The 13,297-nt window shown below is 35.4% G+C and carries 11 protein-coding genes, 2 pseudogenes and 1 riboswitch; of the genes and pseudogenes, 5 read left to right on the top strand and 8 right to left on the bottom strand.

Features of this window, described 5'->3' with window-relative positions:
* Positions 1-91: 91 nt before the first annotated feature.
* Positions 92-631: a GNAT family N-acetyltransferase gene (locus SPD89_RS18080; RefSeq protein WP_336263348.1), complete on the top strand. Its 540-nt coding sequence runs from the start codon at positions 92-94 to the stop codon at positions 629-631.
* Between the two features lie 290 nt (positions 632-921).
* Here the strand turns inward: SPD89_RS18080 and SPD89_RS18075 are convergent, their stop codons facing one another.
* Positions 922-2,424, bottom strand: coding sequence for a transposase (locus tag SPD89_RS18075; protein WP_336263347.1), 1,503 nt, complete (start codon positions 2,422-2,424; stop codon positions 922-924).
* 784 nt (positions 2,425-3,208) lie between these two features.
* Entirely contained in the window at positions 3,209-3,592 is a 384-nt protein-coding gene (locus tag SPD89_RS18070) for a hypothetical protein (RefSeq protein WP_336263346.1), read from the bottom strand.
* Positions 3,593-3,680: 88 nt separating this feature from the next.
* Between SPD89_RS18070 and SPD89_RS18065 the strand changes: the two are divergent.
* Both SPD89_RS18065 and SPD89_RS18060 read left to right on the top strand, forming a co-directional pair.
* Positions 3,681-4,110 (top strand): annotated as a pseudogene (locus tag SPD89_RS18065) (catalase); the annotation flags it as partial.
* 180 nt (positions 4,111-4,290) lie between these two features.
* Positions 4,291-5,073 (top strand): DUF2268 domain-containing protein, encoded by a 783-nt coding sequence (locus tag SPD89_RS18060; RefSeq protein ID WP_336263345.1) that lies wholly within the window; start codon positions 4,291-4,293, stop codon positions 5,071-5,073.
* A 460-nt stretch (positions 5,074-5,533) separates the two neighbouring features.
* Here the strand turns inward: SPD89_RS18060 and SPD89_RS18055 are convergent, their stop codons facing one another.
* The gene (locus SPD89_RS18055) at positions 5,534-5,815 is read right to left on the bottom strand and encodes a hypothetical protein (protein ID WP_336263344.1); all 282 of its coding nucleotides are present in this window, start codon (positions 5,813-5,815) and stop codon (positions 5,534-5,536) included.
* 293 nt (positions 5,816-6,108) lie between these two features.
* Here SPD89_RS18055 and SPD89_RS18050 point away from each other — a divergent pair, with 293 nt between their 5' ends.
* Complete coding sequence (locus SPD89_RS18050) at positions 6,109-6,552, top strand: Hsp20/alpha crystallin family protein (RefSeq protein ID WP_336263343.1); 444 nt, start codon at positions 6,109-6,111, stop codon at positions 6,550-6,552.
* A 267-nt stretch (positions 6,553-6,819) separates the two neighbouring features.
* Here the strand turns inward: SPD89_RS18050 and SPD89_RS18045 are convergent, their stop codons facing one another.
* From SPD89_RS18045 to SPD89_RS23215, 4 genes and pseudogenes are all read right to left on the bottom strand, one after another.
* Positions 6,820-7,533, bottom strand: coding sequence for a class I SAM-dependent methyltransferase (locus SPD89_RS18045; RefSeq protein WP_336263342.1), 714 nt, complete (start codon positions 7,531-7,533; stop codon positions 6,820-6,822).
* A 636-nt stretch (positions 7,534-8,169) separates the two neighbouring features.
* A complete protein-coding gene (locus SPD89_RS18040) occupies positions 8,170-9,792 on the bottom strand; it encodes a sodium:solute symporter family protein (protein WP_336263341.1) in 1,623 nt (540 codons plus the stop codon).
* A gap of 2 nt (positions 9,793-9,794) precedes the next feature.
* Complete coding sequence (locus tag SPD89_RS18035; RefSeq protein WP_336263340.1) at positions 9,795-10,280, bottom strand: OsmC family protein; 486 nt, start codon at positions 10,278-10,280, stop codon at positions 9,795-9,797.
* 154 nt (positions 10,281-10,434) lie between these two features.
* Positions 10,435-10,541, bottom strand: a riboswitch (SAM riboswitch).
* 339 nt (positions 10,542-10,880) lie between these two features.
* A pseudogene (locus SPD89_RS23215) lies at positions 10,881-10,991 on the bottom strand (glycosyltransferase); the annotation flags it as partial.
* Positions 10,992-11,451: 460 nt separating this feature from the next.
* Here SPD89_RS23215 and namA point away from each other — a divergent pair.
* Complete coding sequence (namA, locus tag SPD89_RS18030) at positions 11,452-12,468, top strand: NADPH dehydrogenase NamA (protein ID WP_336263339.1); 1,017 nt, start codon at positions 11,452-11,454, stop codon at positions 12,466-12,468.
* A gap of 394 nt (positions 12,469-12,862) precedes the next feature.
* Here namA and SPD89_RS18025 read toward each other — a convergent pair whose 3' ends face one another.
* Positions 12,863-13,171: a hypothetical protein gene (locus SPD89_RS18025; protein ID WP_336263338.1), complete on the bottom strand. Its 309-nt coding sequence runs from the start codon at positions 13,169-13,171 to the stop codon at positions 12,863-12,865.
* Between the last annotated feature and the right edge of the window lie 126 nt (positions 13,172-13,297).

Genomic DNA, 13,297 nt, shown 5'->3' with positions numbered 1-13,297 from the left:
TTAATGGATGATATTTATATGATGCTAAGTATTCTTCTGTTTGATTAAGGGTCGTTTCAACTGTTATGAAGAAAGTTTGGGAGGAGTTCTCATGCAATATGATAATAAAAAGAAAACAATTACATTAAGGAGATTATTGTTAAGAATTTTTCAGAAGTCTGATGCAGAAGCCGTTACTAACCTTTGTAATAATTATAATATTTATAAAAATACTTTATATTTACCATATCCTTATTCTCTAGACGATGCTTTGGCTTGGATCAAACATCATCTTGACAATTTTAATACGAATAGTTTGTATGAATTTGCTATAACAGACAAGGAAAGCGGAGAATTATATGGAGCCATAGCCCTTTCCAATAACCAAGAACATAAAAATGGTGAAATGGCTTATTGGATTGGGGAAGAGTATTGGGGAAATGGGTATGCTACAGAAGCGGCGCAAGCTTTATTACAATTTGCATTTGAAGAAAAAGGATACCATAAAGTATATGCCAGATACTTTAATTCTAATCCAGCTTCAGGAAGAGTTTTGCAGAAAATAGGTATGAAACAAGAAGGGGTACTAACTGATCATGTACGAAAAGAAAATCGATATGAAGATTTAGTGTATTATGGAATTACTCATTAGTGAAAACAGGTATGATATGTTAATTTTACTTACGATAGACACAAGTAGTCTCGAGAACGGAAACAAGTCCTAACAAATACGAAAGGGACAGTAAAAAGCATTTTTTTAATAAGAGTAATTTCTAAAAAAAAGTAAAATTACTTATAGAGACTCGGAAATTAACTAAGTGATTTTGGGGCTTTTGGAGGATGAAATTCATTATTTTGTATTTTTTACCATTTAACACTAAAAGAGTCTATGCCAAAGAAACCTGCAACATGCAGATTTTAAAAAATTATTGGCTCCTATTTTTAGATGGCTAATATCATTTTTGCTTTTACATGCAACTCCTTAAACTGAGTTTTGGTGGCTTCCTTAACCCATGCATCTGCATGTTGGCACATAGCAATGATGTATGTACGAATGTTCCAATGACGGGAACTTCGACCATTGGAGCCCTCCAGGTCATAATCAATTTTTTGACGTTTGATACAACGTTCAGCGCCAGTGCGAAGGGAATAGCGCTTGTACCATTCCTTATTATCACGTTTTATACGTGGAAAAAGTCTGGGATTGTCCTTAGTTGATGTATAAAATGTTCTCCCATAGCTTGAATCTGAACACGGGTTTTGGCATTCCCATTTTCCAACGGCTGCAGGGCAACGCCATTTGCGACGGTAACGTTTTTTATCCACGCCCCAGTTAACCATTTCACGACCAATGGGGCACACGGGAACACCGTCTAAGTTAATATCCATTTCATTATAGATAAACTGTTTGGAACCCCTTGGGTTAAGGTCAATAATGGCAGAAACGTCGTAGTGTTCCAACATTTCATAGATGGGATAAGCATCGAAGGCTGAGTCTAAGATGCTTTCCCCAATTTTCCATTCAGGGTACCAATGTAGGAGTTCATGATAGGTACTCACAAGTAGGACAGAATCATGTTTGCTTGCCCGATACATCCTTGGATAAATGGGTAAATCATATGGGCTTTCAGTAGCACTCACCATGAAAAGGTTTCGTCCATAATAATATTTTTCCCGGGAGCTGTCCCAACCCCAATTTGCATCTGGATCGGAAAACTTCCGCAAACAATCGCATTTCCAGTTTCCTTGTTTGCGGCAATTACAAAGGAATTTTCCGTATGGTCGACCACCAGTTTCTACTGGTGTACCATCCGCTAAGATGCTTAATGACTGCGGATTTCCCAAAATCCCTTGTGAGGCAGAATGCTCAACAAACATGGATTTGAATAGCTGTTGCAGTGTATCATGGGCTTTTGGTGAATAATGATTTTTTCTTTGTTTCAGTGCACGGCGAACCAGCTTTTCTACAATTCCGGGATTTTTAGGCGCCATTTTTTGATTTTTTTTTCCTTTCTTTTTTGGCTTTTTGATTTTTTTCTTCTTCTTGTTCATCAAGTGAGGAGAAGGTGCAAGCCAAAGCCGGTCAAAAAAATCATAAAAGGTACCAACCCCAGGAGTTGAATCTGGCTCAAAGCCGCTTAAAATGGCGTAGAGTGGAATGGTTTTTAACGCTTCTACCCATTTATCCACACTTGTGTATTGAAGCTTATGCATCAAAAGCAAACTCCGAAGCATGTCACTCGGGTTACGTGGTTTTCTTCCTCTAGGATTAGCAGAATACCGATGTTTCAGCAAGTGTGTTGTTTCCGTCAGGTCAACTTGGCTTACCCAAATAATTAAATCAAAAAAGTGTTCTCTAATAAACTGTTTATTTGGGTACAGCAGGTCGATTTGACTGGTAATAAACGCTAAGTAATCATCATGTGAAGGTGTTTGTGTAATCATCAAAATCTCCCCATTTCGCAAAAAATAATGCCTTCAAATGGATTGTTGGGGCGATTTTAAAAAGTCAAGTAATATGCTTAGGAGTTTTGCGATTTGGGGGTGAAGCAATACAAAAGCCCTAGTCAAAAGACTAGAGCCGATACGGAAATTAATTTCCGAGAGACTATTACTTTTTTGGAGGGGGGCTTTTTGCGCCAAAATTAGAGCAGATGTCCATTCTCGTATAAAAAGGAGGATAAAAAGGATCAAATCGGCTAAAAGCGCTGACGTCCTGTCAGCAACGCCGACACTAGCACGTCCTGTGCGTCGGAAGTTCGAGGTGACGCAGTTCCAGCAGCGGACTTTCACAGGATGTGATGACTTCCGTGTTGCCCACAGGACGTGGGCGGTTTTAACGGAAGATCCTCTATCGCAGTGTCATTTTTACCGGACTTTTTGAACATCCTCTTATTAAGAAATTTTACGGAACGATAATCCTGCTTCTCTTAAAGCTGTTTCTTCAACAGAATGAAAAGTTTCCGGATGAAAACTGTCCCAGATTAATCCTTCGCGCTCTTCGAATAATGCCGCAACTTTCAGGGAAACTTGTTGACCGATGATTTTCGTACAAGTGATTTATAATAATTAATCCTTATCTAAACTGAAATTTTCAATTGCTCCAACGGAATAAATTAATTGTTTTAAATTCTTATCTGCATGACAAAGGTACTTTATTTTTTCATCTTTTGTGTAATTCCAACTTTCATTTTTAAAATCTCCTTATCCAGTAAAGTTTTATTTGCGTCTAGAATGATTGACTCGAAAAAAATGGGGGATTTTTATCTTCTTTTTGATATTGCATTAGCCATTTCATAACTTTTTCCACCTTTTTCTTAATCAATTGATTCATTAATGTAATGTCCTGCTCATTTCGTTTGGAAATAAATTTATACGTTGAAAAATTTCCTTGTTTATACAGGAAGATTATTTGAATTTTTTGGTCATACATAATTTTTTTTAGTTTTCTTCGTTCACCAATAGCTACATAAATCATTGTTTGGATTTTTTCTAGATATGGACTTTTAATTTTAAATGATCCGCTACGAATATGTTTCAGATCTAATTCTAAAGTTTTAATCGCTAGGTCGATGAAGAGATAGTGTAAAGCAATTTTTAAATTGTCTTGCATAAAAACCACCTAATCGGAACATTTGTTTCTATTATACGCATAATGTACGAAATTATCAATATAAAATGATTCCTGCTCAGATTCAGATATGTTTGATAAGTTCGGTGTCCATACATTTCGATTCGTCAATAAAGAAGGAGAAGCACCTTTGTAAGATTTCATTGGAAGCCACAACTTGGTGTACATTCATTAGTATGGAATGAGGTTCAAATTATCGGTGGAGGGACCCTGATAACCACCACAGAGATTTATGGGAAAGTATAAGACGGGGAGCATATCCAGTCTATGGATTAGGTGTACAAATGATTGATGAAGAAAGTGAATTTATGTTTGATTTTGACATTCTGGATCCAACAAAACTTTGGCCAGAAGAAATAGTGCCGGTTCAACTTATAGGCAGATTAACGTTAAATAAAAATGTTGATAATGTTTTTGCAAAAATAGAACAAGTTGCGTTTCATCCGGGAAATGTAGTATCAGGTATTGATTTTACCAATGATCTACTGTTAAAAATACGCCAGCAACATCAACACCAGAAGAAGGTATGACTTTGTTGGAGAAAAAATTAGAATATTTAAACCGATTAGGTGAGAATTGAATGTGATTACAGTAAGTAGCTAATCCTACATTATATAATGTACGTTTATTTGTTTTGAGCATATAATGAGAGACGAAAGAAATATAAGGGGTATTACGAAATGAGTGTTATCCGAACAGATTTGTGGTTGCTCGATTTATACGATAACCCTATTAAAATATGTGCAATGTTGACCGAATACTTTAAAGAAGTCTCAGCGGCTGAACTCTATAATTACTTAACTTTACACGGAATGTATCGCCAACCTTCAAAAAATGGAATAACTCTAGTGAAAAGATTACAGAATAAAAATATATGGAAATTCATCCAATATGAAGAACAAGTACTCCAAAAAATATGGAAAGGGCTGAATGTTCCCATTTTCATTATGCCTTCTGAATCTAATGACCAAAATTTGAAGCAAAACTTTAATGGGAAATCGGGAATATCTTTTCGTGATAAAATTTTCTTATTTATTTCAGAACATAACGAAGAAAATGAACTAAAAGCGTTGCTAACACACGAATATAATCATGTTTGCCGCTTATCGAAATATGAGAAAGATGTAAAAGACTACGTATTATTGGATTCAATCATTCTAGAAGGATTAGCTGAAAATGCAGTTAGAGAAAGAAGTGGAGGAAAATTTGTCTCGAAATGGGTATCCTATTATTCGAAGGAAAGACTAGAAGGCATGTGGAAAAATATTGTACAGCCGAATAAAAACATTCCAATAAATAACCGAAAACACCACCAAATACTTTATGGAGTTGAACCATATCCGAACATGGCTGGCTATTGTGTTGGCTATTATTTGGTGAAAAAGTTTATAGAAAAGCACGGAAGCACTTGTATAGATTTAATAGATCAACCATCTAAAAAAATTGTTGAAAGTATTTTTTAAAAATGATGAAACTTTAAGTTTGGGAAGGAAGTGGTCATATTCGTTGCCAAAACTCCAACCCCCTTGACACACTTTATAATATGAAACTTTGACAATTCTATTAAAATAAAAACGATACTATGTGTTATAAGATCTTGACACTTTATCTTAATACACATTTTGCATATCGGTTACAATTAACCTTATTGATTCAGTTTCTTCATTAAATTACTGCATGTATAAAACCGCACGCTTATTTTAAATTCCCGTGCGGTTTAAATTATTTAGAGTAATTTGAGCCACTTACTTTTAATTTATAAATATGGTTAGTCCCCAAAAAGGAAGTTTTCTAAAAAGGGGAATTCAAAAAACACAATATATAGTAACTATCTCACTGTTTCAATACCATATATAGTATAAAAAATAAATGAATGACCTTTTTGGGAGTGAACCATAAATATAATATTATTGTTAATATAGATTACCAGAAGAAAAGAGAGAGTAAGGAAATTCCGGCAATTGCACCTAGTGCGATTCTATAACCACGTGTGTAAGGTCCATATCCACTTCCATAAGGTCCATAACCTCTATAACCGTAGCCAAAGCCGCCAAATTCTCCTTCATTTTCAAGAGGTAGCAAAAATACTTCAGAGTCAGTAACATCTTCAATGATGCCTCTATATACTTCCCCGTCATGGGTATATATTTCAACACCTCTTCCATGATAACGTTGGCATATACCGTGGTAATAATCTATCGACATTTTTTCACCTCCCAATTCGGATAACCTATTGTGCATTATATGTATAGCTGCGAATCATCGTAAGTGTAAATGTACTAAAGTGTTGGAGGATGCATAATTTTACTTTTGACGAAAGATGAAAGCATATTTACACACTGCCGCTTATCCATTTTAAAATTGAATTCTTTTGCAGCGTAACAATTTCTGCTTAAAGTATATAGCAAAGATTGAAACATCTTATGTACGCCATTGCCCATCACTCTTTTTTCTTCGAGCATATTTTATTATTATAATCAAATGAAAGGATGAAGAAGTTGGATTCTAAAAAAGATGATTTTCATAAGCGATTTGATATGTCGCCTTTTCAAGACTTAATGAAAATGATGGATTCCTTATTCAATCAATCATTAACACAATTAAGGCCTTTTCGAATTGACCTGTATGAAACCAATTCGGAAGTCATCGTGGAAGCGGAAATGCCTGGGTATAGTCGTGACCAGATTCAGCTAGAGATCATTGGTAATCAATTACAAATAGAGGCAGAAAATTCGGTAGTTCGTGAAATGAAAAATGATCAAACGAAGTATCACAACAGGGAAAAGTCATTTCAACGAGTGAAACGAGTCGTATCGTTGCCTGTTGCTGTTTCCGAACAGGACACAACAGCTTCCCTTGTTGATGGCATACTTAAAGTAACGATGCCAAAAAGTAAGCGCGGAAGAAATTTAATTGTAATTGATAAGGATAAAAAGGAATGAAATCACGGTATAAAAAAGCCGGTATTCCAACGAAACTGGGATACCGGATACAATTGTTCAAACCCAATTCCATTATTTTTAACTCTTTCTGAAGACCTGTTTCCCACAAAGATGCCTGAAGATTTCCCGAAAAAAACCTTTAATTGTATTTGGTCGCAACTATCTTCCTTCAATTTCGGAAACGAAATTTCCTTTGTTTCCCGATTCGTTGCTTTTCGTATCGTCATTCCCCGTAGTAACTCTCTCGCTAGTAACTTATTACATCTTTCAAACAAAGCATCTAAAAATCCGATATCCTAGTTTTTCTTTATATTTCTTTGTAAGACGTTGATGCTCTTTCAATATTTCAAAAAGCGTATCATTCATCTTTTCGGAAATTGAAAAATCGGGGACATTATTCACATCGTTTTCATCAAATTGAAGGTCACATAATTCGACATGAATTTGTTTAAAACCAGCGTGTCGGAACACATTATGCCATTCATGTTCGCGGAGTAATCTAGGAACGCCGTAGAAGCGGGTTATTTCTTCCAGTTCATCTTTAGAAAGTGATTTCTCTTGTACCATTTCAACGGCGATTAACAATCCATTTTGGTGTAAAACTCTTTTGAATTCTGCAATTGTTAGAAAAATATTTGTAAATGCGATTACCGATTCAGATAGAACGATATCAAATGAAGCATTTTCAAACGGTAGATGTTCAGTTCTCCCCTGGATAACTTTGATTGGTAAATTGAGCCTCTGAAATCGTTGCATAGCCTTCTCCACCATCAATTCATTGTAATCCAAAGAAGTTACCTGACAACCGTAGTGTTTTGCGATATATGCAGCGGTTTGGCCAGTACCACACCCAGCATCAAGGATAAATTTTGTTTTATCTATTGCTTCTTTAGATAAGATCTTTTTTGTAAGCTGTAGACCTCCGGGATGTGCGCCCCCAACACCAAAATAAGCCAAACAATCAACATATGTTTGTTCCAATTTATTACCACCCTTATTCGAGTAAATATAATATCTTATGTATCTTTTGATTTAAATGTTTTTTTACTATCTGTTCTAGCAATACAGACATTGTCGGATAGTATAACCACAAATCAAAATGACCAATGTTCTTATAGTCTTACCTTTCGCACCAATAAAGTGAGTGCTAACAGATTTCTAGGATTGATATCTCAAATCATTACTTGATAGCCTCGATAATGGAAGGCAAGATATAAACTGCGACATCATTTCTTTACAGATATATAGTTAAATTTACTTTTCGGCGGTTACTAGACTGATACAGGGAAAATTGAAATTTCTAAGGAGTTGTTTTCCAAAAAGCATAGTGGCAGCAGCGGATGCTGAGTCGTTTTCCATGCATAGTGGCAACCGATCTGCGAAAGTTAAGTTATAGTTAAACAATAACTGCTTGATAAGAGAGAAGGGAGATCCTCACTTCATATTCGTTAATATTTTCATTTATTCTAACATGGTGTCAGTTGTCGCACCCAAATTTAGGGAGTTGATTAGACATTTACCTTGTAATAAGGAAAATCTAACAAATTCATTTTTCCTCTGGATCCTAAAAAAGAAGCTATCTCAAAATGATTTAGCTTCCTTTCTTATACTATTTCATTACTTTGCTTTAGCGATGCTCTGTTTTATAGATGAACTGACATTTGTTGTTGGAAAATAGATAATGGTTGCTATAAAAAGGGACATAAGGATTAAGAAAAGAAAGATTCCAAGTAATCCATATTCATAGATGACTTGAAAATTCATTAACAGACCTATTAAAACCAATGTACCAGCAATTAATGCGTAATGTCCTTTTTTTGATTTAGCTGAAAAGAAATTATATTCTAACGTATTCGCTTTTTGTATCAATGTAATAAGAGCCAAAACACTAATATTCGCTGACATCCCAATCCATACCGGATGAATATTTAAATAGAATTCATTTGGAGCCCAGCCACCAAGATGATACCAAGTTATTCCAGACAGAAATCCAAAAATCATTGAACCAATCACTGCTTCCTTCGTCGCTACTCTCCAAAATAAGACGGCAACGACAGGAGCAAAGGTAGCAGAGTTTCTCATTGTCCAAGCTAAAATATTCCACCACGCAGCCTGTTCCGTTCTTAACATACCAAATATAATCATTAATCCTGTGAGTACCAATAGGGAACGTTGCGTATACGTAATAAGCTGCTCTGATGTTGCTTTCGGATAAAGTGCTCCGCCAACATCTTTACCCAAACTGGTCGCTCCAGAAAATTGGCAAGGTGCTCCCCAGCTTAATGCACAAGCCCAAATACCGAGGAAAAATAATCCGACAAGTGGAGCAGGAAGAACTTCCATTAAATATTGTGGTAATGCGACTAACCCAAGTGTAGTATCTGGAACAACGATTGCTGCTGAGATTCCGAATAAAATACCAAGAAAGATAAAGGGAATACCAAAGACGGCAGCCAACTTTAAACCTTTTTGTCCCTCTTCAGGTGTTCGGCAAGATAAGGCCATTTGAAACGCTGCTTGAGCTAAGATTACATTGACTAAAAATGTCCCAAACCATGCGACAATTACTTGAATCCCAGCACCATCTAGTTGAAACATTTCCGGGTTTGAGGCTGCGAATGAGCGCAGACCATCAATACCAGGGTTGATAAAAAATGCTAGTATGCCAATGATGAACATAATCATAAAAACGAAAAAGTTCATTGTTTGCGTTAAGGCGATTGACCACATGCCTCCAGCTTTCAAATAAAGATACAATAAAAAAGCAGTAAAGGCGACTGATAATGTTAACGAAATTCCAGTAAACACATGGACAGCAGAGGCAAAAGCGATCGCTGTAGCAACAGACCACATTGGAAAAGCAAAAGCCGTAATTGCGCCACCAATCCCAAGTGCTGCTCGCCCATAACGTTCTCCAATCAAACCTGAAACAGTGACAACTAATTTTTCACGAAGGGGGCCAATGATGATAAAAGCAATGATCAATACTTGTAATGTTTCTGCTACTCCATACCAGATGGCTGAGACTCCCGTTAAGTAGGATAGTTCAAGAATGGAAATAAAAGTAGATCCGGAGAATAAACCGGTAATGCAAAAAGCTACAATCCATTTATTAAATGTACGGCCTCCAACAAAATAGCCAGTTTTATTTGCTCTTTTTCTGGAGGACTGTCCGGATGCTATCAATCCAAACGTATAAACAACCGCAAAAAGAATTAACCACCAACCATATGAAGTCATTACTACTCTCCCTCCGTTTCTTGATAAATCCAGTTTAATGTAATGTTAATCTGTGCATCATGGAATAAATTGTAGGCGGGACATCTTTTTTTAACGAGTTCTTTTAATTCTTGAATTCGATGTACACTTTCAATTGTATTAAACCAAATCGTGTTTGTGACACTTTGAAAATGAGGACTAATATTGTCAATACCTCGCATTCCGCGCCGATCGATCGTTCCAACCGATTCCGAATGTAAACTTTTAAAATTAAAACCTATTTCATTAGCAATTGTCTCGACAACGATTAAGACACAACCATTAAAAGAACCTAAAATATATTCCATTGGAGTGGGCGCTTCATCGCTTCCTCCTAATTTAACTGGTTCGTCAATAGGAAAGGAAAACTTTCGAATTGTATTACTATTCTTCATTGCACCTGTTCTTTTACAACTTGCTTTAATTTCTCTTATATTTTTATTTTCCGAGTTAATTATCTCTGCTGTCATTTGTACATCCTCCAATATATTTTTAAGTAATCATATATATTTAGTTGATTTTAAGGTGAAAAATATACCGTTTTTTATTTTCTCATAAGAAAAGCCCTCCTCTCATTAAGCGATGAGAGAAGGGCATGTCTACAAATAACAACACGAACATTTCATCTCATCTTCAGAATACAATGTATTCTTCTGAAATTAGCACCATACAATAAATTGCTGGTTGCTGAGGTTTCACAGGGTCAGTCCCTCCGCCTCTCTTAATAAGATTTAATTATTTAATTAAATTGAATTATAAGCTTACCACTTGGAAAAGTCAACATATTTGATGAAGCCTGTTTTGGTCTAGTGAAAAATCTAAAGCTCGACCGTTATCAAACAGTGTCTTGAGGTAGCTTTTAAACGATTCAGAAGAAGTGTCCGAAAAGGCTGTAGGAAATTGTATATATATATTGAACCAATGATCCAAAGTGTCATAAAAAATTGAATAATTGATGGTTACGAAAAAAACGACACTGATAATGAATATAGGATGCTTGGTCTTTTGAGTTTAAACGATTTCCAATAGAATTTGTTATTGGAGGAAAAGTACATTTGCTTTCCTATTTTTTAACGTTTTTTATTGGCTTCAGGATGCTGTATGTGTAGACATTCGTCCGCATCGAACCATAATGTCCATTCACTTGTTGCTTTCGCCAAGCCCTCGTTTCTAGCATTTGCAAAATGATTATTCTATTTATAATTCATACGGGTCTACCAGCAGGCGCTTAGTATCAATGATACTAAAATTGCGTGAAGTAGCTGTATTTAAGTCAAGGGAAGCTCCACCAAAATCTTTGATTTAGGTAGAGGTTCACTTAATAGTTCATAAACATCTATTTTTACAAAACCAAAAGGAATAGTTACAATAAAACTATATGCAGATACAGTATTCCGTTAAAATTAGGAGGTTATCATCATGCCGATAAAAATAATCGGTGCAGGGAATGGGTTGCGATATAGAAGGCTGTTAAACGTTGTTTAATAAATAATATATTTAGTCGTGATTTCAATCGTGAGATGAATCAGCTTCGATTGAAAGAGAATTTACCTTTACTAGCATTCTAAAACTATATGTAAGGTAACTTTAGATAAAGAATGAATCAAGCTAAAAAGGCAACATGGATGGAGGAGGGTATAAATGGCAAAGCTTTTTTCACCAATAGATTTTAAAGGCGTAACATTAAAAAATCGTATTGTGATGTCTCCGATGTGTATGTATTCATCGATTGGGAAGGATGGGATGATTACACCTTTTCATTTATCACATTATATTTCTCGTGCCGTTGGCCAAGTGGGACTAATCGTGGTGGAAGCAACGGCGGTTCAACCTGAAGGACGAATCTCGGATCAGGATCTTGGGATATGGGATGATAAGCATGTTGCTGGTTTAAAACAGTTAAATAAAGAAATCCATAATTATGGGGCGAAATCGGCGATTCAACTAGCGCATGCTGGAAGAAAGGCGGAATTAAATTCACTTATTTATGCCCCATCACCCCTACCATTTAATGAGACGTCAATAAAACCGGTCGAGATGAGCGTGGAAGATATCAGAACGACGATTGAAGCTTTTAAAAACGGAGCTAGACGTGCAAAAGAAGCCGGCTTTGATATTATTGAGATTCACGGGGCACATGGCTATTTAATCAATCAGTTTTTATCACCGTTAACCAATAAGCGTACAGATAAATATGGCGGTAGCAGAGATAATCGCTACCATTTCCTTTATGAAATTATCGAGGCAGTAAAAAAAGAATGGGATGGTCCACTTTTTGTACGTATTTCCGCAAATGAATATAATGAACAAGGAAATACAGAGGAAGATTTCATATATTTTACAAAAAAAATGAAAATACATGGTGTAGACTTAATTGATTGTAGTACAGGTGGAGTTGTACCAGTCCGTATTAAATTATACCCTGGTTACCAAGTCAAGCATAGCGAGGTAATTAGAAAGAATTCTGCGATTGCTACCGGGACAGTTGGCTTAATCACTACAGGAATCCAGGCCGAAGAGATTTTACAAAATAATAGGGCAGATCTCGTATTCATTGGCAGAGCCTTACTCAGAAACCCTTATTGGGCTAAAGCGGCAGCAGATGAACTTGGATACGATTTGATTGCTCCAAAACAATACAAACGTGGATGGAACTAACTAACAATTAGAAAAAATAATGAAAAAACAAACGGAAGTTAATGCTCTAGTGGCAAGGGGGAGTATAATTTAATATCTATAATACTTCCTCTAACACCGTTATTAAATTTATAGTAACGAAGATCACGCGTATTTTTTGTTTAGATAATATATCACAGTTATATTTTCGTAACGAAGTTTTTAAAATCTCTTCATCTTGAACAGAGGGTGGGACTCAAATTTGTTGTGCGTTGCAGTTTCCGAAAGCCGTACTCGGTAAAAAAAAAATTATAGGCTTTTTCAGTGTGATAGACAAAATTCCACTCAACTAAAAAAGATACGAAATAATCTCTCGTATCTTTTTTATGGCATAAATAACACAGATGAAAGACCAAAATGAATTTTCGAAATCTACTTAAGTGATATTATTCAATTCTTTAATTAGGATTTTGTTTATTTTTTTCTGGCACCTAAGTAAATAGGGTTCTCTCTCAAGTTTTCTGGTCTTTAAACCACCAATAATTTTACGGACATTTTTATTGTGAACAATTAATTTTTTGTGTTCTTCATTACTAAGATAATTCTTGAACCATTGGTGTTTCTTTAGGTGTTTTAAATTTTCACCAATATCCTCTTCACTTACATTTATTAAACTTGGTATAAAAAAGCCAATGTTTAAATAAAAAATTAAGGCAAGTGTTAAAAGCAAACATACAGTTTCCAAATTACCACTCCTCAATAAAATTTTTAAAGTAACAAGTTTCATATTTCCATTATATATAGTATAACAAATCTGTAGTGTTGCATTAACTTTTTAAGTGAAACTTGAATTCGTAACAGAAAACATCAA

Origin of the sequence: Pseudogracilibacillus sp. SO30301A, assembly GCF_037072025.1 — a bacterium.
Taxonomy (GTDB): domain Bacteria; phylum Bacillota; class Bacilli; order Bacillales; family Amphibacillaceae; genus Pseudogracilibacillus.
Note: the sequence above shows the minus strand (reverse complement) of the source record. Positions and strands in the feature narration are given on the sequence as shown.